The following is a 24,772-nucleotide window of genomic DNA, read 5'->3' as shown; positions in this document are numbered from 1 at the left end:
ATGTTAATATAGTTAACGTATTCATGTCATAAAACCTAACATAAAGTTCTTGATTACTAAAAGTTTTTAGAATATAATTTTCTTATTGTTAGGAAGAGGGGGCAATGCAAATATGGATTTTTTAGCTAGGGTAATTGGGGATGTAAATAATATCCTTTGGTCATATGTCATTATTGCGATGTTAATTGGGTTAGGGCTCTATTTTTCATTTCGTGTGAAATTTGTCCAAGTTCGTTACTTCGGTGAAATGATTCGATTACTTGGGGATGGAGCAAGCTCGAAAACGAGAAAAGCGCAAAAAGAGAAGAGTGGCGTATCATCATTCCAAGCATTTTGTATGAGTACAGCTTCTCGTGTAGGTACTGGTAACTTAGCTGGTGTAGCTATCGCAATCTCAGCGGGTGGTCCAGGAGCAGTATTTTGGATGTGGTTAATCGCGGTAATTGGGGGTGCTTCTGCATTTGTAGAGAGCACATTAGCGCAAATTTATAAAGTGAAAGATGGGAATGCATTCCGTGGGGGCCCAGCGTATTATATGGAAAAGGGTTTAAATAAACGCTGGTTAGGTGTTGTGTTCTCTGTTCTAATAACAGTAAGTTTCGGATTGATTTTTAATGCTGTACAGTCTAATACTGTAGCGGCAGCTTTTGATGGGGCATTCAAAACAGATAGTAGATTAGTCGGTCTTGTTATGGCTGGTTTACTTGCAGTTATTATTTTCGGCGGAGTAAAACGAATTGCACGCGCGGTTGAAATGATTGTTCCAGTAATGGCAATTATTTATGTAGCAGTGGCATTATTCGTTGTCGTAACAAACATTACGTCAATTCCATATGTATTTAAAGAAATTTTCTTACATGCTTTCGGAATTAAAGAAGTAGTAGGCGGAGGATTAGGAGCTGCGATTTTATTAGGGGTAAAACGTGGGTTATTCTCAAATGAAGCAGGTATGGGTAGTGCGCCGAACGCAGCAGCGACTGCAAACGTAACGCATCCAGTTAAACAAGGTTTTATTCAAACTTTAGGGGTATTTACAGATACATTATTAATTTGTAGTTGTACAGCATTTATTATTCTTTTATCAGATGTGCATAATGCAGCTGATTTAAATGGAATTCAATTAACGCAGCAGGCGTTAAGTCAACATATCGGTCCATGGGCTTCTATATTTGTAGCAGTTGCAATCTTCTTGTTTGCATTTAGTTCATTAGTAGGTAACTACTACTATGGTGAAACAAATATTGAATTCTTAAATGGAAGTAAAGTGCTATTAACAGCGTACCGCATTGCTGTACTTGGTATGGTTATGTTAGGATCTGTAGCGACAATTCAAATCGTTTGGGATGTAGCAGATTTATTCATGGGTATTATGGCTGTTATTAACTTAGTGGCGATTGTATTCCTCTCTAAGTATGCTTTTGCGGCATTATCAGATTACGTAAATCAAAAGAAACAAGGGAAAGATCCGGTATTCTATGCGGATTCTATTCCAGGTTTGAAAAATACAGAGTGCTGGGATAAGTCAGCAGTAGCTGATAAAGAAAAAGCAGTATAATGAGGTGAGCATCAAGTGAAACTTGATGCTCATTTTTTGTTTTATCCAGTTGTTTATAGATGGTAAAAGACGAACATTTATGAGCATTTCATAATTAAATGTAATTTTTTAAAGAAAAGTGCGGATATGAGTTGTGATTTATGTTAGAATGGAAAATGCCTTTGAAACAAGAGTTTTTATGACATTTCCTATCCAATCGAAGGTTACGGAGGAGAAATGGAAAGTTCGGATTATTTCTTGTTTTGAATGGTCAGACGTTCAACGTTAATGAAGAGTTAAATGGAGGATTTTATTAATGAAGTTTGTTATGTTCCTTGTAGGATTACTCGTTGTATTTGTACTCGGTTTTCTTATAAGTGCCGATCGAAAGAAGATTAAGTATAAACCAATCGCAATTATGCTTATTATTCAGCTAGCATTATCTTATTTCTTATTAAATACGCAAGTTGGTTATATTTTAGTAAAAGGAATTTCAGATGGATTTGGCGCACTTCTTGGATATGCGGAAGCTGGAATCGTTTTCGTATTTGGTGGTCTTGTTAATAAAGGAGAGGTTTCATTCTTCTTAACAGCGCTATTACCAATCGTATTCTTTGCGGTTTTAATCGGAATTCTGCAACACTTTAAAATTTTACCGATATTTATTCGTGCTATTGGTACGTTGTTAAGTAAAGTAAATGGTCTAGGAAAACTAGAATCATATAATGCAGTAGCAGCTGCCATTGTTGGACAAGCAGAAGTATTTATTACAGTAAAAGATCAATTAAGTAAAATCCCAAAACATCGTTTATATACATTATGTGCATCTTCTATGTCGACAGTGTCGATGTCAATCGTTGGTTCTTATATGAAAATGATCGAACCGAAATATGTAGTAACAGCACTTGTATTAAATTTATTTAGTGGTTTCATTATCATTCATATTATTAACCCGTACGATATTACAGAAGAAGAAGATACACTGAAATTAGAAAATAAGAAAAAACAATCATTCTTTGAAATGCTAAGCGAGTACATTATGCTTGGTTTCACGATTGCGATTACAGTAGCAGCTATGTTACTTGGTTTTGTAGCATTAATTACAGCAATTAATAGCTTGTTTGATTCAATGTTCGGTATTACATTCCAAGCTATTTTAGGATATATTTTCTCACCATTAGCATTCGTAATGGGTATCCCGCAAGCTGAGATGGTAACAGCGGGACAAATTATGGCAACAAAATTAGTATCAAACGAGTTTGTTGCGATGCTTGATCTTGGAAAAGTAGCTGGTGATTTATCGGCTCGTACAGTTGGTATCCTTTCTGTATTCCTTGTATCATTTGCGAACTTCTCATCTATCGGAATTATCGCAGGTGCAACGAAAGGTATCGATGAAAATCAATCAAATGTTGTATCATCATTTGGTCTACGCCTTGTGTACGGTGCGACATTAGTAAGTATTCTATCAGCGATTATCGTTGGTGTTATGTTATAAAAAAAGATGGTCCTAGCTCATAGCTAGGGCTATTTTTATGGTAAATTTGCATGAAAAAACCAATTAATTAGGAATATATTAACATATAAAAATCTTTTAAAATTTATATTGCATTTCGTCTAGATAACGCTTACAATTTGATTTGTAGGTGGTATCAATTTCAGACTTTCAATTATGGTAGGAGAGAAGAAGCTACCTTTTATAAATTGCAATTTATGTAAACGCTTACTGATTTTAGATGACAGTTGAATAGTTTTAGGGGTTTTAAATTTTTTAACAACAATGGTCAGACGTCATTCGTTATACGTTATACGACCAATAACTCGTGGGAGAAGTGGAGGATTCACATATGAAGTTCGTAATGTTTCTAGTCGGTTTACTTGTAGTGTTTGTACTAGGTTTCCTTATCAGTTCAGATCGTAAGAAAATTAAATATAAACCAATTGCACTTATGCTTGTCATTCAATTGGTACTTGCGTATTTCTTACTAAATACAAAGGTCGGATTCGTATTAGTAAAAGGGATTGCAGATGGATTTGGCGCCATTTTAAAATTTGCGGAAGCTGGGGTTAATTTCGTATTTGGTGGTCTAGCAAACGATGGACAAGCACCATTCTTCTTAACAGTATTATTACCGATTATTTTCTTAGCAGTATTAATCGGGATTCTGCAACATATTAAAGTTTTACCGATTATCATTCGTGCAGTCGGTTTCCTATTAAGTAAAGTTAACGGTTTAGGAAAACTAGAATCATATAATGCGGTAGCAGCTGCAATCGTTGGTCAAGGGGAAGTATTCATTACGGTAAAAGATCAACTAAGCAAATTACCGAAAAATCGCTTATACACACTTTGTGCATCTTCAATGTCTACAGTATCGATGTCAATCGTCGGTTCTTATATGAAAATGATTGATCCAAAATATGTAGTAACAGCACTTGTATTAAACTTATTCAGTGGATTCATTATCGTTCATATCATTAATCCATATGAAGTAAAAGAAGAAGACGATATTTTAGAATTACAAGAAGACAAGAAACAAACATTCTTTGAAATGTTAGGCGAATATATTATGCTTGGTTTCTCTATCGCTGTAACAGTAGCGGCGATGTTAATCGGTTTCGTAGCATTAATTACAGCAATTAACGGTGTATTCGATTCAATTTTCGGAATCACATTCCAAAGCATTTTAGGATATATCTTCTCACCATTAGCATTCGTAATGGGTATTCCAACATCAGAGATGCTACAAGCAGGACAAATTATGGCAACAAAATTAGTAACGAACGAATTCGTTGCAATGCTTGACCTTGGTAAAGTAGCTGGTGATTTATCAGCTCGTACAGTAGGTATTTTATCTATCTTCCTTGTATCATTTGCGAACTTCTCATCTATCGGAATTATCGCAGGTGCAACGAAGAGTATCGATGGCAAACAAGCAAACGTTGTATCATCATTCGGTTTAAAACTTGTATACGGTGCAACATTAGTAAGTATATTATCAGCGATTATCGTTGGGGTTATGCTTTAATAAATTAAGAAAAGCAATGAGCGTAGGCTCATTGCTTTTTTTGTTTAACTTGCTTTATCCAAGTCTCTTTTAAAACGTGGTTTCTCTAAATAAGTTCCCAGTCTCCACACATATTCCACTGGCCCCATTCGGTATTTCTGGAGCCAATAGGTGCTAACGAATAATTGAATCGTATAAATTCCGATGGTTAAAAGAATACCGAAGAAATAGCCGATTTTCCCGTATAAGCCAAATCCATATGCGTAAAAAATAGTTGTTGCGATAATAGATTGCGCTAAGTAATTACTAACGGACATTTTCCCCATGTTCGCCATGTATGTTAGTAGACGGGTTGCTTTTTTGTAATGGAATAATAAAATGATTGTGCTTCCGTAAAAGAAGGTCATAGTTACTGGTGTAAGGCCATCTTGTAACATAATTAAAAGCGGGTGCTTTACGAACATAGCTAAGATTTTAATTGTAAAAGAGAAGAGACCGGTGGCAAACCATATTTTTTTGACAGCAGGTATATGTTTATTGACCTCAAATAGCCAGCCTTTTTTCCCTACATACATTCCGAGTAGGAACAGTGGAGACATAAAAATTATTGCGAAAACTGATATGAAAAATAATCCGAATGCACCGTCAATTCCCATGTAATCAAAAGGATTTTCAGTCAATCTAAAGTTGACGTGATCCATATAGCTTCCAGTTTGATGGACTTTATGTTCTTTTTCAGTATAAGGTGCAAAATCATTTATATTTGTAGATGGATCAGTTTGATAAGACATAAGTGTAATAAGTGCGAGTAGAATAATCGCCCAAATGAGCAAAGTTTTCGGTTTTCGATTGATGAACATCATTAAGAAAATCCCAATTATTCCGTATGCAAATAAAATATCTCCCTCCCAAACAAAAGTGCCGTGAATGTAGCCGAGTAGTAAAAGAATGATAATACGTCTTATGTATGTGGGGAAGAATTTTTTTCCTTTTGCGATAATACTTTTTTGTAACAAGATAATGCTAAGTCCAAATAGAAAAGAAAATAGGGATATAAAGTTATGTGTGCCGAAGAATTGAATAAACCAATTAGCGCCTTTATCAAGATCGCCGAATAGATAAGTTGGTTTTTCACTGGTGAAGAACCCGAATTGAATTAATGTCATATTGACTAGTAAAATGCCAAACAAAGCGAAACCACGAATTGCATCAACAGCTTCTACACGTTGATTCATTTTTCCTCTCCTCGTATATTCGTTTTTATATTGAAAATAATACCATTTTATAGCTGGCACTATGTCAAATATGAGGAAATTTAAGGTGATTTTAAGATAGAGAGCAAACAAAAAAATCACCTTAATTCATGTATTAAGGTGATTGAAATATTATTCAGCTGGAGGCGTAAATGTACGTTTCTCTAATTCAGCATCTAGCATAAACAGTGCGTTTGAATCGCTTGTAATACGTTTTAATTTTTGAATGATGCTATCGAATGAAGCTTCTTCTTCAACTTGTTCGTCAACGAACCATTTTAAGAATGTAATTGTTGCATGTTCACGCTCGTCCCAAGCGATATCAGATAAGTTGTAAATACGTTTCGTTACTTCACGCTCGTGCTCAAGTGCGACTTCAAAAGCGTTTAATACAGATTCGTATTCGTTATTCGGATTATCAAATCCAGTAATAATAGCGCGCTCTCCGCGGTCATTAATATAGTTGTAAAGCTTCATTGCGTGGAAACGTTCTTCTTCAGCTTGTACAAGGAAAAAGTTAGCGAATCCATCATAGCTCTCAGCTGTACAGTAAGCAGCCATTGCCATATAAGCATGGGCAGAGTAAAATTCAAAGTTCATTTGTTCATTTAATGCGTCGTGCAATTTTTTTGATAACATAAAATCCCCCTTAGTATTGTGACAAGAATATTATAACATAATTGATAATATTCTCATTTAGATGCTTCGAACCTTTTCGAAAGCTTTGTGACGTGTGCATCCATAATGTCTTGTAAGTCTAAATCATATTTTTGCGAAAGAATAATAAGGTTAGATAGTACATCGCCAAGTTCTTCTTTTAGTTCTTGTTTTAGCTCTTCTTCTGTTTTCGCATCTTCATCAGGGCGATCGCGGCCAATTTCAATAGCACGAACGACTCGTGAAACTTCCCCAACTTCCTCGGTTAAGAAATTTAAGCGAATAAAGGCATTATACTGTGACCAGCTTCGTTTTTCGTAAAATTCCTCAACCCATCTTTGAAATGCAACGATATCCATTTCTTCCTCATCTCCTCAATATGTTGTACAATGTTCATTGTATCATAACAATATATAGTTTCGGGGTGTAGGGATGAGAAAGATTTGTGTGTTTGCAGGTTCTAATTTAGGGGAGAGACCAGAATTTAAAGAGCAGGCAATTCAGTTAGGTAAAATGTTTGTTGAGAACGACTATGAGCTCGTATATGGTGGTTCATGTGTCGGATTAATGGGAGAAGTAGCAAACGAAGTTCTTCGTTTAGGTGGACGTGTAACAGGTGTTATGCCGCGCGGTCTATTCCGAGGAGAAATTGTGCATACAGGATTAACAGAATTAATTGAAGTAGAGACGATGCACGAACGTAAAGCTAAAATGGCAGAGCTTGCAGATGCTTTTATTGCGCTTCCAGGCGGATACGGAACGTTTGAAGAACTATTTGAAGTTGTATGTTGGTCACAAATTGGTATACATAATAAGCCGGTTGGTTTATTAAACATAAAAGGTTTTTACGGACCAATTTTGCAAATGGTTGAACGTGCAGCGGAAGAAGGATTTATGAATCCATCAAATAAAGAATTGATCGTTTCAGCAGAGACAGCAGATAAACTGATTCATGCAATCCAAAATTATGAGCGTCCTGTTTTGGGAACGAAGTGGAAGCAACTATCATAGCAAATACGGAAACACATGTCGTTTTAATTTAAGATGGCATGTGTTTTTAATTTGGTTAAATATGTTAATTTTAGATGTAATGTTTTTGGAAAAGGAGAAAGAGATGGAGGAGTTTGTGTATTTAAGACCGGTCTTTAAAAGTATTTTAGCAGCATCTATTCTTGTTATGCTAATTGTTTTGAGACAGAAGAAAGAGTTGATTAATGAATTTTCGCTTTGGTTTATCTCGGTATTGTGTATCGGTGTTTCCGCGATAACGTTGTTTATGTCTGGGTTTATCGTTGATGAGTATAATCTAGGTGGAGATCCACAATCGTTTTGTATGCTTATTGCGATTGGTTGTATTAGTGGTCTGAATTTCATTATTTATTACAGAAGGCAATAAAAAGAGGCATTCCGTATTACTTTGGAATGCCTTTATTATTTTGATTGCTTTGTTTTTTATACAGGTACCAGCCACCCCAGCCGCCACCAATTGCTACGACAACGAGGAAAGCATAGTCCTTAACCTCGACACGTATATTGAAAATATTAGCTATAAGTAAGAGAATCCCAACTGTTATTAATGCAAAAAATGCTCTAATTAAGTAGTCTTTCAACTGAACCACTCCCGTCATTTAAGTAGTAAATGATGAATTTGGAAAAGCTAAAGGGTGTTTCCTATATTTTAACATAGATGAGATTGTAATATATTGATAAAAGTAGGGGAGAGGTGTTTGTTAATATTGTCGTGATTTGTCGATAAGTCGATATAATTAAAAAATCGCTGATATATTGGAGGGAATCGCCGATATAATTGGAAAATCGCTGATATATTGGAGGGAATCGCCGATATATTGGAAAAATCGCTGATATAAATTTCATGTACCAGCATGCGCGACCAATCTATAGAAAAAAGCGACTCTGAACGAGCCGCTTCCGCTTTAAAGTAATATCCAGCTCCAGCGGCTAGAATCTCCGGTCATTTCGCTCTCTCGCTCGAAGCAAAAAGCGCTTCAAGGTCGAGAGCTCCAATGCCCTGCGATTCTGAGCAAGCCGCCTCCGCTTTTACATATTATTGATTCAAGAACGCACGTAGCATCCAAGCGTGTTTTTCTAGTTCTGTGTAGATGCCTAGTAGTAGGTCAGATGTCATTTCATCGTCAGAGTCTTGAGCGATTTCCATGCCTTTTTTCAGTTCGACTAGCATCATTTCGTAGTCTTTCATGATTGCTTCGACCATCCCTTCTGCAGTTTCTCCGTATGCTGCTTCTTGAATAGAAGATAGTTCTAAGTATTCTTTCATTGTTGCTACTGGTTTGCCGCCAATTGCTAAAATACGTTCTGCAATTTCATCGATGTGAGTAGCTGATTCTGTGTAAAGTTCTTCGAATTTCTCGTGTAATGTGAAGAATTGAGGTCCTTTTACGTACCAATGGAAGTTGTGAAGTTTTGTGAATAAAACGCTCCAGTCTGCTACTTGTTTGTTTAATACTTCGATTACTTGTTTGTTTAATACTTCGATTACTTGTTTGTTTAATACTTCGATTACTTGTTTGTTCATTATGATCAATCTCCTTTTGAGTTGTTATGTGATATCAATTACTAATTTATAATCATTATAATCTAGTAATCTCTATAAATCAACCCTTTTGCTGGAATTAATTTGAACAAATTATGAACTGTTGTAAATAAAAGGCCCTATTACGGTGAAGTAATAGGGCCTTTGTTTGAGATATGGCTCTTGTTCTAAACGAGCCGCTTGTGCTTTTAATGATATCCAGCTCCGGTGACTAGACCAGTCGGTCATTTCGCGCCTTCCTGTGAGGCAAAGAACGCCTCTTCGTCAGGAGCTCCAATGCCCTCCTGTTCTGAGCAAGTCACCTCCGCTTTTAATTGATATCCAGCTCCAGCGGCTAGAATCTCCGGTCATTTCGCTCTCTCGCTCGAAGCAAAAAGCGCTTCAAGGTCGAGCGAGAGCTTGAAGTGTCCTGCGATTCTGAACGAGCCGCTTCCGCTTTTATTTGTTAAACAGCCTTTTGTTTTTCTTCTACATCTTGCCCATCCCAGCACTCTGTATTCTTTAAGCCAGGGATAGAGTTTGCAACGAAGACAGGATCTTTTCCTTGTTTCTTTTGCTTCAAATAGTCTACTAATGCAGCGTAAGCAAATTTGCTAAGGAATGAGATGGCAATTAAGTTTGTGAATACCATTAGTCCCATGAATAAATCAGCTAAACTCCAAACTGTTTTAAGAGCAGCGATTGATCCGAAGAATACCATTCCGACAACTGCAACACGATAAATCATTAACCATGTTTTACTTTCTTTAATGAATGCGATATTTGTTTCACCATAATAGTAGTTTCCTAGAAGTGAACTGAAAGCGAATAGGAAAATAATAATCGCTAAGAAAGTGCTTGCCCACGGTCCAATTTGTGAACTTAATGCGTTTTGTGTTAATTCGATACCTTCTAAATTTGATCCTTTGTAAAGTCCAGAACATAATACGATAAATGCTGTTGATGTACATACTAAGAATGTATCTACGAAAACGCCTAACGCTTGAACAAGCCCTTGTTTTACAGGGTGAGATACATCAGATGTTGCGGCTGCATTAGGAGAACTACCCATTCCTGCTTCTGTAGCGAATAAACCGCGCTGAATTCCGAACTTGATTGCTGCTCCAATACCACCAGCGATGGCTTGGTCTAAACCGAATGCACCGTTAAAGATTTCCATGAAAATGCTTGGTAACATACTGAAGTTGTTAATAACGACAAAAATAGCCACGCCGATATAAACGATTGCCATTGGCGGAACAATCATTTCTGTAATACGTGAAATGCTCTTAATGCCACCAAAAATAATAACTGCAACTAATAAGGCTAATAGAGCTCCTACGATTGTTCGCTCTAGTCCAAAAGCATTTTCAAACGCTATTGTTACTGTATTCGCTTGCACTGAATTGAAAATTAATCCGTACGCAACTGTAATAAGAAGTGAAAACCAGACGCCCATCCAGCGTTTGTTTAACCCTTTTTCCATGTAATATGCTGGTCCACCACGGAACCTACTTCCATCTTTTACTTTATAAATTTGCGCAAGTGTACATTCTACAAAACTAGTAGCTGCTCCGATAATTGCGATAAACCACATCCAAAATATTGCGCCAGGTCCACCCATTGAAATTGCTAATGCTACACCAGCTAAGTTTCCGATACCGATACGTGCTGCTGCACTTAAGCAAAATGCTTGGAATGGTGAGATGCTATCTTTCTTTTTTTCTTTTCGATTAAACCCTTTACTAATTAAGCTGACCATCTCACTGAAATGAGTAATTTGGACAAATTTTAATTTAAAAGAGAAGTAAAGACCGAAGCCGATTAGCATTGCAATAAGAATATATGACCATAAAATATTATTCGTTACCTCAAGGAATCTGCTAAAGATATCAACCATATAATACACTTCCTTTTTTTCGTAATAAGAAAATTATATGCAAAAAATATACGAGAATCAATTTTTCTAAAAAATTATGTTACTTAAAACATTTTTGTGTTATGATTATGTTACATCGTAATATTTTTAGAATTATTTACATTTTAAAAAACTAAATTTAAAGCGAGAAGGTGGGGATAATTTGAAAGAAGATTCTTTATGGAAAGTAAGCCTTGAGAGTTTGAAAATGAGAAGTAATATATTTTTTATCATTACATCTTTAAGTATCTTTTTAGGGTCCACTTATTATTACAATAAAAGATTTCCAAATCACAAATATCCTGAGTGGTTAGAATTTCTAAAGTTGATTGGATGAATAAAAGACAGAAAAACAGAAAATTAAAATAAACAAGTTATGGAGGAGCTAAAAATGAATATTAGAGAAAGTGAACTTCCGGGTATTGGTTATAAGTTTCAAATCGTTACGAAAGGTAATGAAAAGATGGTAATTGTCATTCATGATGATGGTCGTAGAGAAATGTATCATTTTGATTCAGACCATGAAGAAAGCATCTCAAGTATTTCACTACGTGACTCAGAGGCAAGACAAATCGCTGCAATATTAGGTGGAATGGTATATAAGCCTAGGGCGTTAGAAAATGTTGAGATGGTTTTTGAAGGTTTAGCGATTGAGTGGTTCAAAGTGGAGAATACAGCTCCAGCAATCGGAAAAACAATTGGCGATCTTGAAATAAGAAAAACATATAGCGTAACAATAATCGCGGTTATGAAGAAGAACATGAAGAAGCTATTTAATCCAGGACCAGAAACAGTAATTGAAGAAGGAGATATGCTTGTAGTTTCAGGTGAGAGAGAAGAAATTAAAAAAATCATTAATGAATTACTTTCAAATAGGGGGGACTGATTAGATGGATACGTTAATTTTTGAAGTTGGTACAGCTTTAGTTTTAGTGGCAATTGCAGCAGTAATTGCTGGGAAATTTAAATTCTCAGTAATTCCTTTTCTAATCGTTCTTGGAATGTTAGTAGGACCGCATGCACCGACAATAGGTGTTATCGATCTCAAATTTATTGAAAGTGCAAGTGTAATTTCCTTCCTTGGACGAATTGGGGTTCTATTCCTTCTATTCTATCTAGGATTAGAATTTTCAATGAAAAAACTAATTAAATCTGGACGCTCTATTGCGATTGGCGGAACGATTTATATTTTAATTAACTTTTCACTTGGTTTGTTATACGGATTTATAATGGGATTCCCATTACTAGAAATCTTAATTATTGCGGGTATTATTACGATTTCTTCTAGCGCTATCGTTGCTAAAGTGTTAGTGGACTTAAGAAGAACTGGTAATAATGAAACCGAATTAATTTTAGGAATTATTATGTTTGAAGATATATTCCTTGCTGTATATTTATCAGTTGTTTCTGGTTTAGTACTTGGAGATCACGCTTCCTTCTTAGGTGCCCTTACTTCAATTGGAATTGCTTTAGGATATATGCTTCTATTCTTTATAGTAGCTAGAAAGGCTACGCCGTTATTAAATAAATTGCTCAATATTAGCTCAGATGAAATCTTTATTATTGTAGTATTTGCTTCGTTATTCTTCATTGCTGGTTTTTCAGAAACAATTCACGTTGCAGAAGCAATTGGAGCACTTCTTCTAGGATTAGTTTTCTCTGAGACAGAGCATAGTGACCGAATTGAACATCTTGTTGTTCCATTTAGAGACTTTTTCGGAGCTATTTTCTTCTTCAGCTTCGGGTTAAGTATTGATCCGTTCTCATTAGGCGGAGCGATATGGTTAACGTTAGGTGCTGTCCTTCTTACGATAATCGGTAACTTTGTAGCAGGAATGATTGCAGGAAGACAAGCTGGATTATCTCATAAAGCATCAACAAATATCGGATTAACAATCGTTTCAAGAGGAGAGTTCTCCATCATTATGGCTAATATCGGTATCGCCGGTGGTTTAATGTCAGTACTGAAACCATTCTCAGCACTATACGTGCTTATACTATCCATTTTAGGCCCACTTCTGACAAAAGAGTCGAAGAATGTATATAAATTCTTAAATAAAATCTTTAAGTGGGATACGAAGACTAACTAAATTAAAAAAATAAAAGTACAAGATATTTCCTGCTTGTACTTTTATTTTGGTGATGAAAACAGTAAAGAGAGGTACATGATGTTAGGAGAGTTGATTCATTCGGTTTTAGTTTTTTTAGAAGGACTTGGTTATTGGGGAATTATGCTTGGATTAATGCTAGAGGTTATTCCAAGTGAAATCGTATTGTCTTATGCAGGCTATTTAGTATCAACAGGAAGCATTACATTTTGGGGCGCTGTCGCGTTCGGTACAATTGGTGGTGTAATTGCACAACTATTCATTTATTGGATTGGTCGATATGGAGGAAGACCTGTTCTTGAGCGATATGGAAAATATATTTTAATTCAGAAGAAACATATTGATTATGCTGAAGATTGGTTTAATCGTTATGGAACTGGCGTTATCTTTACCGCACGTTTTATTCCGGTTGTGCGTCATGCTATTTCGATACCAGCGGGTATTGCGAAAATGTCACATGCTAAGTTTATTACGCTAACTACATTAGCTGTTATTCCGTGGTCAATTGTGTTTGTATATTTAGGTTTTAAATTAGGAACAGAGTGGGAAAGTATTAATAAAGTTGCGGGGCCATATGTGAAATACTTTGCACTTGCTGCTATTGTTTGTGCAATTGGTTATTTTGTATTAAAAAAAATGATGAAAAAAAAGTGATTACAGAAAAGGAATCTATGTCGACATAGATTCTTTTTTTATTGGCATTTTTTCAAGGATGAAAGAATACGTTTAATATTTACTATATTGTGGCATACATATAGGAAAAGGGAGTTTGGAAAGGGGAATAAAGAAAAATGGAACTCCAGTTTCAAAATGTATATCAACAGGTAGAGAATTGGTATGTGTTGGATTCGGAGCTTCCTTGGGATGTCAAAAAGCTGAGAGAGGATTTGTGTTCTCTTATTGAAGTATGTAAAACACCCGTTATTTTTTGTGATACGTGTGATGCAAATGATGTACTTCTATCATTAGGGGAAGAGGAAGAAGAGTTCCTATTCCCAGTAGGTGGTTTTTATCATAAAGAAAAGAAATTAATTTTCGTTTGTATGTGGGAAGAGTATGAGCAAGTTCTCAAAACGCTACTGCATGAATTTCGCCATGCGATGCAACATAAGAGAGATATATTGTATGTGGGAAGTGAACGGTACGAAGAGCGGTGGATTGAAAAAGATGCGAGGAAGTTCGCGGAGAGGAAATTGGATGAATATAAGAGTAGAAAGTTAAAGTAAAGCATAGTGGAGAAATAGCGCTGTGCTTTTTCACTTATTAAAAATAAGTATTTGACTTTTATAAAGTTTAGTTCTAAACTAATGATATGAAACGAGCGAGGTGATGAAATGAAAACAGAAGATAGACTAGGGCTACTATTATGGTTTCGTTTGTCACGCTTTTATAATAAGAGTATTCGTGAGACGAATCAGCATTTGAAAAAATGGAATATATCTGCCGCCCAGTTTGATGTGTTAGCTCAAGTTGGAGGACATAATCGTTTAACGCAGCAAGAACTTGGAAATAAGCTATTTGTTACGAAAGGAAATGTAACGCAGCTTTTAAATAAAATGGAGCAGCTTGAGTGGATTTTGCGTGAACAAGAGGGTACTACGAAATATATTTCTTTAACAGAAAAGGGAAGAGCTTTATATGAGGAAATCGTCCCACCTCAAGAAACGTTCCAAGCAGAGAAGTTTCATAATTTAAATATAGAGGAACAAAAGCAGTTATTAACACTATTAAAAAAGTTACAGTAAGAAAAAATTTTAAAATAAATCTCGAATTCGAGATAGTATGAGGTGAAGGATATGTTTAGAAAAGTTGATCATAAAAATATGGGCAGAGCAAATCATGGTTGGTTAAATACACATTTTCATTTTTCTTTTGCCAATTACTACAATCCAAATAAAATGAACTTCGGAGCGTTACGTGTTATTAATGATGATCTAGTAGCGGCGCAAACTGGTTTTGATATGCATCCGCACCGTGATATGGAGATTATTTCTTACGTTGTAGATGGTGCTTTAACACATGAAGACAGCATGGGAAATCGCGGAACGATTGAGCGTGGGCATGTTCAATATATGAGTGCTGGCACGGGTGTATTTCATAGCGAGCATAATTTAGGCGATGAAACGCTGCGTTTATTACAAATTTGGATTTTACCAGACCGCGCAGATCATAAACCAAACTATGGTGAGTTTAAATTTGATTGGAGCAAGCGTGAAGATGAATGGTTCCATATGGTATCTTCAGTAGAAGGAAATGCACCAATTCAAATTCACCAAGATGCGAATTTATATTCTTTATCATTAGAGGCTGGAAAAGAAATTCATTTTCCAGTGAAAGAAGGCCGTCAATTGTACCTTGTACAAATTGAAGGAAGCAGTGTAATCAATGGTGAAACGTTTGTTATGCGGGATGCGGCAGAATCTGTAGAAGAAGATATTCACATTCAAGCGAAAGAGCAATCACACTATTTAGCAATTGAATTGAAAAAACAATAAAAGGTTTATAGAAAAGAGGACATCCGATAGATGTCCTCTTTTTTTGATTGGAATTGTCTGAAAAATGTTTCTCAAATTTTGGGTAGAGGTATTGGCTGGGAAAATAAGAATTGTATAAAAGTGTCAAAAATCTTTATGGGAATGGGGAATGTTATAGTGAAAAAGCAAGTCATTTCATCAGCATTAGCGTTAACTGTTATCGCCGGGGGATTTGGAGCGTTTGGGGCAACGACAACGAAAGCGGAAGAACAAAAAATTCAATATCATCAAGAATTTAAAACACCTGCATACATAGGTGAAGAATGGAAAGCACCGGAAGGACTAGATAAAAAAGAGACAGTCTTTCAATACTTAGAGAGTAAGAAAGATATGTTTAAATTAGCAGGAAATATTGAAAAGCATTTTAATATCGTTGGGGAAGAAAAAGACGCTGAATCTGATACGACACATGTGAAGCTAGTTGAGAAACATAATAACATTCCTGTGTACGGTTCTGATCAAACTGTTACACTTGATAAAGAGAATAATGTAAAAGCATTCTTCGGACAAGTTATTCCGAATTTAGATGATAAAAATATTCCTGCAGCTGCAAGCATTACTGCGGAACAAGCAGAAACAATTGCAAAGGCAGATATTGAGAAAGAAATTGGTAAAGTAAAGAGTTATGATGGTGTGAAAAAAGATTTATTTGTATATGAAAAGGACGGTAATTACTACCTTGCATACTTAGTTAAGGCATCGATTTCAAAACCAGCTCCAGGGTATTGGCATTATTTTGTTGATGCAACGAATGGAAATGTTATTGAGAAATATAACGCTGTAGATAACATTACTGGATTTGGTTACGGAGTATTAGGTGCTAGACAATCATTTGAAATTGCTCAAGATACGAAAACAGGACAATTCAACTTGTTTGATGGTAAACGAGGACAAGGTGTTCATACATTTGATGCAGAAAATATGGACGAGAACTGGTTTAATTTATTCTCACAATGGCTTGGATATACAGGAGAAGAAGTTGAAAGTAAATCTAAGTTCTTCGAAGATAAAGCTGCAGTTGATGCGCATGTAAATGCAGGGAAAGTATATGATTACTACAAAAAGACATTTAATCGTAACTCTTTCGATGATAAAGGTGCGAAGCTTATTTCAACTGTTCACGTAGGTACAGCTTGGAATAACGCAGCTTGGAATGGTGTGCAAATGATGTATGGTGATGGAGATGGAAAAACTTTCATTCCATTATCTGCTGGACTTGATGTTATCGGTCACGAATTAACGCATGCTGTAACTGAACATACAGCAAACCTTGTTTACAAAAATGAGTCAGGGGCGTTAAATGAATCGTTATCTGATATTATGGGTGTTATGGTTGAGAAGAAGAGCTGGGATTTAGGTGCTGATATTTATACACCTGATAAACCTGGTGATGCGCTTCGCTCTCTTAAAGACCCAGCGTCTATTCCAAACCCATTAAAACCAAGTGAAGGTTACCCAGATCACTATAGTAAACGTTACACTGGAACAGCTGATAATGGCGGCGTTCATATTAACAGCAGTATTAACAATAAAGCTGCATACTTAGTATCTGAAGGCGGGGATCATTACGGCGTGAAAGTAACTGGAGTGGGCCGTGAAGCGACAGAAAAAATTTACTACCGTGCTCTTACGAAATATTTAACTGCAAACTCTGACTTCAAAATGATGCGTCAAGCGGCACTTCAGTCAGCTGAAGATTTATACGGTAAAAACTCTAAAGCTGTACAAGCTGTAACGAAAGCTTATGATGCAGTAGGTGTAAAATAATAAGAGAAAAGACCTGACATCCTAGTCAGGTCTTTTCTTTATCCCGCTATCCGCAAATGATGAAATTTCCACTTTATTTAGTCGCGAATACCTAATGCGATTTTCGCCATACGTGACATACGTTCTTTCGACCACGGTGGATTCCAAACGACATTTACTTCTATTTCATTAACTTCAGGTACGTTTGTTGATAATACTTTTTTAACGTCTGATACGATTTGCCCAGCCATTGGACAACCGATAGAAGTCATAGTCATCGTAATGACAGCATTATTATTTTCATCTGCTGTAACATCATAAACTAATCCAAGATTAACGATATCAACACCTAGTTCAGGGTCAATAACAGCTTCTAAATTGGCAAGTAATTTATTTTCAAATGCTTCTTGTGACATAAGCAGCCCCTCCTACACTTTAATGATATCGATTCTCATTATAACGGAAATGAGCATAATGTGCAGGAAATGAGCTCAAAAAAATATCCCTCTTCGCAAGAGGGATATTTTTTGAACATCTATTCTGTTTTAAAATGAGATACGAGCTGATCTAACTCTTCAACTGTTTGTTTCATTTTTCTAGCAGTTACTGTCATTTCATTCATAACGATAACTTTCTGTTCAGCAGATTGTGCCGTTGCGGCAGTTTCGCTGGATACTTCAGTAGAGATAGAAGCGATGTTATTAAGTGAAGCATTCATTTCTTCAGCACTTGCAGCCATTTCTTCAGCAGTTGCTGATATATCTTGCATTTGAGTAGATACTTTATTTACTTGTTCCACAATTGTTGTGAAAGAAGTACCAGCTTCACGAATAACATTGATACCTTCAAATGCTTCAGAACGGCCTTGAGACATCATAGAGCTAGCAGTTTCTGTATCATTTTGAATTTGATGTAGTAATTGATTAATGTCTGTTGCAGCTGTTTTAGATTGTTCAGCAAGTTTTCGAACTTCGTCAGCTACGACAGCAAATCCTTTTCCTTGCTCGCCAGCACGAGCAGCCTCAATAGAAGCATTTAAAGCAAGTAAGTTTGTTTGCTCAGCAATATTAGAAATAGATTGTACAGCAGTATCAATATATTTCGTATGAGTGATTAGACGTTCAACCACTTCTGACGTAGCATTTACAGCTTCGTGTATTGTTGTCATTTGTGAAACAGATTTTTGGATAACGGTACTTCCATCGCTAGCATGTTCAGATGTGGCAACAGCAAGTTCCGCTACAGATGAAGCAGATTCAGCAATACGCTGAACACTTACTGCCATATCGTCCATTGCAGTTGAACTTTCTTCCATACTAGAAGTTTGTGATTGAATACTTGCATTTAAGTTGGACATCGAGCTTTGGACTCTTAATGTCGCCTCACGTGATGTATTTGTTTTTTCTAGCATATTTTCAGAAGCGGTTTGCACTTCCACTGATGTTTTTTGAACACGATTAATGATATGTTGTAGGTTTTCTAACATTTTATTAAATGATGTTGCGATAGCACCTATTTCATCGTTGCTATTTACTTGTAGACGTGCCGTTAAGTCACCTTCTTGAGAGGCCAATTCTTTTAGTTTCGTGTCAATTTGTTGAATTGGTTTCACCAGTTTACCAGAGAACCACCATGCAAGAATAATTGCAACGACAATACAAATAACAAGTGATAGAAAGACTGCATATTCAATTCCTAGTGAAGATTGATCAATTTGTTCAATAGATTGTTCACGTAATTTAGCTTGTTCATTACTGTAATTTGTGAAGTCACCAATTACTTTATAGACAGTGCCATTTTCTGAAGAAGCTACTTGTAAAGCTTCTTCCCATTTTTGTTCTTTTGCAAGAGTGAATACTTTTTCTTCAACGAACTTTCTCCAAGTAGACCCTAATTCCATTGTACTTTTTACGGACGAAGGAAGATTTGGATTAGAAAGAAGTTTATCTTTTGAATCCTCAAGACGTTTACTCATCTCATTAAACTTGTCTAATTCGACTTGATCATGTTGTAGTAAATAACCTCTTAAAGCAGATAGCTGTACTTGATAAGCGTCTCCACGCTCTTTCAATTCTGTTGCCAGTGGAGAAATTTCTTTTTGTAATGTTTCAGCTTTACGAGATTGGTCAATAGCAAAAAATAAAATAAAAGCTAAGGCGATGCCAAATAAAGCGCAAATCGTTCCCATCATGAACATAAGTTTTTTTCTGATACTTACAAAATTCATATAATTAAAAGCCTCCTTTGTGAAATCTTAGTATTAGAATTAATAAATGTAAAAAATTGAAAGAAAGCTTTACTCCAGTTGGAATAAAGCTTTCTTATTTCCTTTAGGAATTATAGCAGACGGAATGAGAGATAGAAAGAGATATTTTAAATTGAAAAAAGAGAGACTGTAAAATTTTCTTTCCTATACCTTTGGGCTTGTATCATTACAAGCGAAAGGTTCACTTTAAGCGTTTGTTTTGAAATGAGAGACGAGAACTTCAAGTTCTTGTACGATTGTTTTCATTTCAGATGATTTGTTAGCCACGATACTCATTTTGTTTACTTGATCACCAGCTGAATGTGCTGTTTGTAATGTTTCTGCAGCAACTTCATTTGAAATAGAGGCGATATTATTTAAAGCTGCGTTCATTTCTTCAGAGCTTGCAGCCATCTCTTCAGCAGTTGCAGACATTTCTTGCATTTGCGTAGAGACTTTGTTAATGTGGTTAACAATTTCTGAGAATGAAGATCCGGCAGTACGAATAACAGTAATTCCTTCAGAAGCTTCTGCTTGACCTTGTGTCATCATGTCATTTGCTATTTTAGTATCGGCTTGAATTTGATGCAGTAAATGGTTAATGTCAGTTGCGGCTAGTTGAGATTGTTCAGCAAGTTTTCGAACCTCATCAGCAACAACAGCGAATCCTTTTCCATGTTCACCAGCACGAGCTGCTTCAATAGAAGCATTTAAAGCGAGTAAATTTGTTTGCTCGGCGATATTCGAAATAGATTGAAGTGCAGTATCGATATGATTTGTATGTGTAATGAGTCGCTCAACTACTTGTGATGTAGCGTTAACAGCTTCGTTAATTGTGTGCATTTGTGTAATAGATTTCTCAATGACTTTATTCCCATCATCTGCTTTTTCTGAAGTTGTAACAGCTAAACTAGTAACAGAAGAGGCGGACTCAGCGATACGCTGAACACTCGTTGCCATGTCATCCATTGCAGTTGAACTTTCTTCAATGCTAGAAACTTGTGAACGAATATTGTGTTCAAGAGCATTCATAGTTTCTTGGGTCCTTGCGGTATTTTCCATAGAAGCAGTCGTTTCGATAAATACATTTTCGGAAGCTTCTTTTACACTTGTTGATGTTTGTTGAACTTGTTTTATTATAAGCTGTAAGTTAGTGAGCATTTGATTAAAGGAATTTGCAATGTCACCTATTTCATCTTTACTTGTTACGTGTAATCTAGCCGTTAAATCTCCATCTTGAGAAGCTAATTCTTTTAATTTCTCATCAATTTGTCGAATTGGTTTAACGAGTTTACCAGAGAACCACCATGCTAATAAAATAGACGTTAATGTACATGTAATGAGTGAGAAGAAAATAATATATTGAATAAGTGATGAAGAAGACTCGACGTCAGCAATTAATGCGTCACGTTTCTCATTCTCTTCATTTGTATATTTATTAAAACGACCTAAAAGATCATTTACATAATCTGTTTGTGCTAAAGCAATTTTGGATGCTTCGTCCCATTTTCCTTCATGCGCAAGAGGTAGTACCTCATTATCTATGACGCTACGCCATTTTCCCCCCATTAAAATAGCTTCTTTCATTCCTTCTGGGAGCTTCTTGTCACTTGTTACTTTCTCTCTAGTATCAGCTAATTTTTTCCCTTCTCGGTTGAACTTATCTAATCCTTTTTGATCATGTGATAGTAAATATTCTTGTAAACCAGCAACTTGTGCTTGGAACCAATCGCCACGTTCTTTTAAAATCGTCGCTCTTTTTGATACATCATTTTTTAACGTTTCGATTTCACTTGCTTGATTCATGGCGAATGAAAGAATAACAATAAGAGCAATGCTAAATAAAGAAGAAATGCTTAAGAGTGTGAACAGTAGTTTTTTTCGAATACTAACATATTTCATCGTTACCCCTACCCTCATTTAAACTATTTATTATAATTTATAGATATTTAAAACGAAATTAATAAAAACATTATTATGAAGTTATTAATCTGTTCAATGAAAATTATAGCAGATAATGGAAGGAGTCAGATTGGTATTAGAAAAAGTTCTTAAAATGTATACATTTGCATATCATAAAATTCATAAATAAATATTAGAAATGCTATTGAAATTTGAAATGACATCATGTATACTTCTAATTAGTTGATAACGATTATCAGTATCAACTAAAACATTACTCTTCGTTATGTTGGTCATACCCCTTTTTGACGACGTAAGTCAGAGACGAAATGTTGAAATATCTTGTGTCCTATTCTACAGAATTATGGTAATCTCCAACCTCAACTTATATGCGTGAGCATGCAAAAAGGATCCTATCCGTGAAGGGATCCTTTTTTGCATGCTGTCGCAATTATTGTATATAGACCAGGGATACGTTCTTCGATTCTTTCCGGTGCAGTAGAAGGGAAGAGCCATCTTTGATGAGGTCCGTGTTCTTCAACTAGTTTTTCAATTTTAAAATGTTCTTCCGCGAGTGTTGTAATGATTTCTCCTAACGTCCAGCGACGGATGGTTGTTTTAGGTAGCGATTCTTTCTGTGCTTCTGTAAGAAGGATGCTATAAGCAACATCATCTTCAATTAATTCTTCATCGAAATAATTTCCACTTGCTCGAAATGATGGATGGTCTACTCCTAATAGCTTTGTGTATATTGGATGGTAATCGCGAAGGATAAGTATTCCACCGGGCTTTAGTAGTTGAGAGATTGTTGTGAAAAGTGGTTTTAAATCTAGAAAGTAATGAAGTACACCAAGTTCCAGTAATACGATATCAAATGATTTGGAGAGATTTACATCTAGTACATCAGAAACGATGTAATGAATAGAGACGCCTGCGGCATCAGCAAGTTCATTTGCATATTTTGCATTACTTGCTGAAATATCAACAACTGTTACGTCAGAGCCTAAAAGGGCGAGTGCGACAGCTTTATTTCCTTTTGAGCCGAGTAAATTAATAATACATTTTCCTTTTGGGGATTTTATGTAAGGTAAATAATGTGCTACTTCGCGCGTGGGATCTTTCATGATTTTTTTCGCATAATCAGCTGGTGCCCCGTGGCGATTCGTCTAAGCTTCATAAGCAGCTGCATTCCAGCTTTTTTCATTTATAGTGCTTAGTTGTTTTTGGTTCAATGTTATCACTCCTTTTGTGAACGTATAGTTATTCGGCAGGGGGATGGGATTTCCTTTTCTTTCTGGATAAAAGTTTGATTTTTCCGTGATTAAGTCGTACAATACTTTTTATACGTAAAAGCGTTGAAAAGGAAAAGTAGGATGAACACATTCTTTCCAGAGAGCTTCGGTAGCTGAGAAGAAGCAAGAATATTCATTTGAACAATGGCCTTTGAGCTTCGTCCTGAACTTATCAAATGATAATAGTAGGCGGCGACGAGAGTTGGTACTCGTTATCAAAACCACAGTATAAGAGCATATTGCTCCGTACTTGTTAAGGCTAATTATGTGAGTAATTAGCGAAATAAGGTGGTACCGCGACTGTTTATACAGCCCCGCCCTTATCTTTTTTAAGATAAGGGCGGGGCTTTTTATATTTAAAAGGAGGAATGTAAGATGAGTATTTTTATTGGAGGCGCTTGGCCGTATGCAAATGGTTCGTTACACCTTGGCCATATTGCGAGTTTGTTACCTGGAGATATTTTAGCGCGTTATTACAGGGCAAAAGGTGAGAATGTGCTGTATGTTTCAGGGAGTGATTGTAATGGAACACCGATTGCAATTAGAGCAAAACAAGAAGGTGTGACAGCGAAAGAAATTGCTGATAAGTATCATGAAGAGTTCCAGCGATGTTTTCGTAGCCTTGGTTTTACTTATGATTGTTATACACGTACAGATAGTGAGCACCATCATGAAACGGTTCAAAATGTTTTTTTACGTTTATTAGAAGAAGGACATATTTATAAAAAAACAGTGGAACAAGCGTATTGTGAAACGTGTACGCAGTTTTTACCGGATCGTTATGTAGAAGGAATATGTCCACATTGCCATGAAGCAGCAAGAGGAGATCAATGCGATGCTTGTTCTGCTATTTTAGATCCTCTCGATTTGTTAGAAAAGAAATGTAAGTTATGTGGTAGTACGCCATCTGTAGAGGAAACAGAGCATTTCTATTTTGCATTGTATACATTTCAGCAGCAAATTAAAAGAGCTGTAGAAATTGCCAAACAAACAGGGACATGGCGCGACAATGCGATTCAACTAACAGAGAGATATGTAAAGGAAGGATTACTAGATAGGGCCGTATCACGTGATTTACCAATTGGGGTACCAATTCCAGTAGAAGGGTATGAAGATAAGAAAATTTACGTATGGATTGAAGCAGTGACAGGCTATTATTCAGCGAGTAAACATTGGGCTGAAGAAACAGGGAAAGATGATCAAGAGTTTTGGGATAGCGAAGCGAAAACATATTATGTGCACGGAAAGGATAATATTCCGTTTCATTCCGTCATTTGGCCAGCGGTATTACTTGGAATAGGGGAGGAAGCAATCCCGCGTCATATCGTTTCGAATGAATATTTAACAGTTGAAAAAAGAAAATTATCTACAAGTAAAAACTGGGCAGTATGGGTGCCTGACATATTAGAACGCTATGATCCAGATTCTATTCGTTACTTTTTAACTGTCAACGCACCAGAAAATCGCGATACTGATTTTTCATGGCGGGAATTTATTTACAGTCATAATAGTGAATTATTAGGTGCATACGGGAACTTTGTGAACCGGACATTAAAGTTTATCGAAAAATATTATGGTGGTATCGTGCCGAAGGGAAGTATTGAGGTAGAGCTCAAAGATAAAGTAGAAGGATTATATAAGCGTGTAGGAGAGGCGATTGAGCAAACTAAATTTAAGGTGGCGCTAGAAACAATATTTGATACAGTACGTTTTGCAAATAAACATTTTGATGAAAAGCAGCCTTGGAAACAAAGAGAAGATGATCCAGTTTCATGTGAAGAAACGATTTATAACTGTGTGTATCTTATCGCTAATTTTGCCCATCTCCTTGAACCATTTTTACCATTTTCAAGTGAAAGAGTTCGAAACACATTGTCGATTGTGAACCGAAATTGGGAACCGCAAAATACGTTGCCAAGTAGAATTGATAGCGTGCAGCCATTATTTGAGCGAATCGATGTAAAACAAATTGAGCATGAGATAGAGAAGCTGTATGGAGCGGTAAAATGAGATAGAGAAAAAGA

Annotated in this window: 22 protein-coding genes, 1 pseudogene and 1 other annotated feature; of the genes and pseudogenes, 13 read left to right on the top strand and 10 right to left on the bottom strand. The window is 36.0% G+C overall.

Features of this window, described 5'->3' with window-relative positions:
- The first annotated feature begins 112 nt into the window (after positions 1 to 112).
- From DN407_RS25060 to DN407_RS25050, 3 genes are all read left to right on the top strand, one after another.
- Entirely contained in the window at positions 113 to 1,555 is a 1,443-nt protein-coding gene (locus tag DN407_RS25060; RefSeq protein WP_016110914.1) for an alanine/glycine:cation symporter family protein, read from the top strand.
- A 295-nt stretch (positions 1,556 to 1,850) separates the two neighbouring features.
- Entirely contained in the window at positions 1,851 to 3,032 is a 1,182-nt protein-coding gene (locus DN407_RS25055) for a NupC/NupG family nucleoside CNT transporter (protein WP_000673839.1), read from the top strand.
- A gap of 349 nt (positions 3,033 to 3,381) precedes the next feature.
- Positions 3,382 to 4,563, top strand: a complete 1,182-nt coding sequence (locus DN407_RS25050; RefSeq protein WP_000673874.1) for a NupC/NupG family nucleoside CNT transporter — start codon at positions 3,382 to 3,384, stop codon at positions 4,561 to 4,563.
- Between the two features lie 44 nt (positions 4,564 to 4,607).
- On the opposite strand, the gene DN407_RS25045 is transcribed toward DN407_RS25050, so the two are convergent.
- The 3 genes from DN407_RS25045 to DN407_RS25035 form a co-directional block, all read right to left on the bottom strand.
- Complete coding sequence (locus DN407_RS25045) at positions 4,608 to 5,777, bottom strand: DUF418 domain-containing protein (protein ID WP_016110912.1); 1,170 nt, start codon at positions 5,775 to 5,777, stop codon at positions 4,608 to 4,610.
- Between the two features lie 150 nt (positions 5,778 to 5,927).
- Positions 5,928 to 6,434: a ferritin gene (locus DN407_RS25040; protein WP_000949403.1), complete on the bottom strand. Its 507-nt coding sequence runs from the start codon at positions 6,432 to 6,434 to the stop codon at positions 5,928 to 5,930.
- 53 nt (positions 6,435 to 6,487) lie between these two features.
- Entirely contained in the window at positions 6,488 to 6,811 is a 324-nt protein-coding gene (locus DN407_RS25035) for a MazG nucleotide pyrophosphohydrolase domain-containing protein (protein ID WP_000355746.1), read from the bottom strand.
- Between the two features lie 73 nt (positions 6,812 to 6,884).
- Here DN407_RS25035 and DN407_RS25030 point away from each other — a divergent pair, with 73 nt between their 5' ends.
- Positions 6,885 to 7,463, top strand: a complete 579-nt coding sequence (locus DN407_RS25030) for an LOG family protein (RefSeq protein WP_001225751.1) — start codon at positions 6,885 to 6,887, stop codon at positions 7,461 to 7,463.
- A gap of 103 nt (positions 7,464 to 7,566) precedes the next feature.
- Positions 7,567 to 7,848, top strand: coding sequence for a hypothetical protein (locus tag DN407_RS25025; RefSeq protein WP_098022373.1), 282 nt, complete (start codon positions 7,567 to 7,569; stop codon positions 7,846 to 7,848).
- Between the two features lie 16 nt (positions 7,849 to 7,864).
- On the opposite strand, the gene DN407_RS25020 is transcribed toward DN407_RS25025, so the two are convergent.
- From DN407_RS25020 to DN407_RS25010, 3 genes are all read right to left on the bottom strand, one after another.
- Positions 7,865 to 8,062, bottom strand: a complete 198-nt coding sequence (locus DN407_RS25020) for a hypothetical protein (protein WP_000656313.1) — start codon at positions 8,060 to 8,062, stop codon at positions 7,865 to 7,867.
- Between the two features lie 455 nt (positions 8,063 to 8,517).
- Positions 8,518 to 9,006 carry a Dps family protein gene (locus DN407_RS25015; protein WP_149216690.1) on the bottom strand — a complete coding sequence of 163 codons (489 nt, stop codon included), beginning with the start codon at positions 9,004 to 9,006 and terminating at the stop codon, positions 8,518 to 8,520.
- 463 nt (positions 9,007 to 9,469) lie between these two features.
- A complete protein-coding gene (locus tag DN407_RS25010) occupies positions 9,470 to 10,903 on the bottom strand; it encodes an alanine/glycine:cation symporter family protein (RefSeq protein WP_000227591.1) in 1,434 nt (477 codons plus the stop codon).
- A gap of 409 nt (positions 10,904 to 11,312) precedes the next feature.
- Between DN407_RS25010 and DN407_RS25000 the strand changes: the two genes are divergently transcribed.
- The 7 genes from DN407_RS25000 (at position 11,313) to DN407_RS24970 (ending at position 17,330) form a co-directional block, all read left to right on the top strand.
- Positions 11,313 to 11,807: a cation:proton antiporter regulatory subunit gene (locus DN407_RS25000; RefSeq protein WP_001026075.1), complete on the top strand. Its 495-nt coding sequence runs from the start codon at positions 11,313 to 11,315 to the stop codon at positions 11,805 to 11,807.
- A gap of 4 nt (positions 11,808 to 11,811) precedes the next feature.
- On the top strand, positions 11,812 to 13,011 hold the full coding sequence (locus tag DN407_RS24995) for a cation:proton antiporter (RefSeq protein WP_000380223.1): 1,200 nt from the start codon (positions 11,812 to 11,814) through the stop codon (positions 13,009 to 13,011).
- A gap of 78 nt (positions 13,012 to 13,089) precedes the next feature.
- Positions 13,090 to 13,683, top strand: a complete 594-nt coding sequence (gene uptA / locus DN407_RS24990; protein ID WP_000900214.1) for an undecaprenyl phosphate transporter UptA — start codon at positions 13,090 to 13,092, stop codon at positions 13,681 to 13,683.
- Between the two features lie 137 nt (positions 13,684 to 13,820).
- Positions 13,821 to 14,255: a DUF3920 family protein gene (locus tag DN407_RS24985; RefSeq protein WP_000422794.1), complete on the top strand. Its 435-nt coding sequence runs from the start codon at positions 13,821 to 13,823 to the stop codon at positions 14,253 to 14,255.
- A gap of 108 nt (positions 14,256 to 14,363) precedes the next feature.
- Positions 14,364 to 14,774, top strand: coding sequence for a MarR family winged helix-turn-helix transcriptional regulator (locus tag DN407_RS24980; RefSeq protein WP_000845467.1), 411 nt, complete (start codon positions 14,364 to 14,366; stop codon positions 14,772 to 14,774).
- 51 nt (positions 14,775 to 14,825) lie between these two features.
- Positions 14,826 to 15,524, top strand: coding sequence for a pirin family protein (locus DN407_RS24975; protein ID WP_000488922.1), 699 nt, complete (start codon positions 14,826 to 14,828; stop codon positions 15,522 to 15,524).
- Between the two features lie 156 nt (positions 15,525 to 15,680).
- A complete protein-coding gene (locus DN407_RS24970) occupies positions 15,681 to 17,330 on the top strand; it encodes a M4 family metallopeptidase (protein ID WP_033685825.1) in 1,650 nt (549 codons plus the stop codon).
- Positions 17,331 to 17,407: 77 nt separating this feature from the next.
- Here the strand turns inward: DN407_RS24970 and DN407_RS24965 are convergent, their stop codons facing one another.
- The 4 genes and pseudogenes from DN407_RS24965 to DN407_RS24950 all read right to left on the bottom strand — a co-directional run bounded on the left by DN407_RS24965 (position 17,408) and on the right by DN407_RS24950 (position 22,688).
- Positions 17,408 to 17,725 carry a metal-sulfur cluster assembly factor gene (locus DN407_RS24965; RefSeq protein WP_000076422.1) on the bottom strand — a complete coding sequence of 106 codons (318 nt, stop codon included), beginning with the start codon at positions 17,723 to 17,725 and terminating at the stop codon, positions 17,408 to 17,410.
- Positions 17,726 to 17,844: 119 nt separating this feature from the next.
- The gene (locus DN407_RS24960) at positions 17,845 to 19,536 is read right to left on the bottom strand and encodes a methyl-accepting chemotaxis protein (RefSeq protein ID WP_001012195.1); all 1,692 of its coding nucleotides are present in this window, start codon (positions 19,534 to 19,536) and stop codon (positions 17,845 to 17,847) included.
- Positions 19,537 to 19,761: 225 nt separating this feature from the next.
- A complete protein-coding gene (locus tag DN407_RS24955; RefSeq protein WP_098281365.1) occupies positions 19,762 to 21,456 on the bottom strand; it encodes a methyl-accepting chemotaxis protein in 1,695 nt (564 codons plus the stop codon).
- Positions 21,457 to 21,869: 413 nt separating this feature from the next.
- Positions 21,870 to 22,688: pseudogene (locus DN407_RS24950) on the bottom strand (class I SAM-dependent methyltransferase).
- A 114-nt stretch (positions 22,689 to 22,802) separates the two neighbouring features.
- Positions 22,803 to 23,073: a binding site (T-box leader), on the top strand.
- 50 nt (positions 23,074 to 23,123) lie between these two features.
- Between DN407_RS24950 and metG the strand changes: the two are divergent.
- Positions 23,124 to 24,758: a methionine--tRNA ligase gene (metG, locus tag DN407_RS24945; protein WP_149216689.1), complete on the top strand. Its 1,635-nt coding sequence runs from the start codon at positions 23,124 to 23,126 to the stop codon at positions 24,756 to 24,758.
- The last annotated feature ends 14 nt before the right edge of the window (positions 24,759 to 24,772 follow it).

This window comes from Bacillus sp. JAS24-2 (assembly GCF_008274905.1).
In the GTDB taxonomy this organism is placed as follows: Bacteria; Bacillota; Bacilli; order Bacillales; family Bacillaceae_G; genus Bacillus_A; species Bacillus_A cereus.
This window is presented reverse-complemented; position numbering and strand designations above follow the sequence as displayed.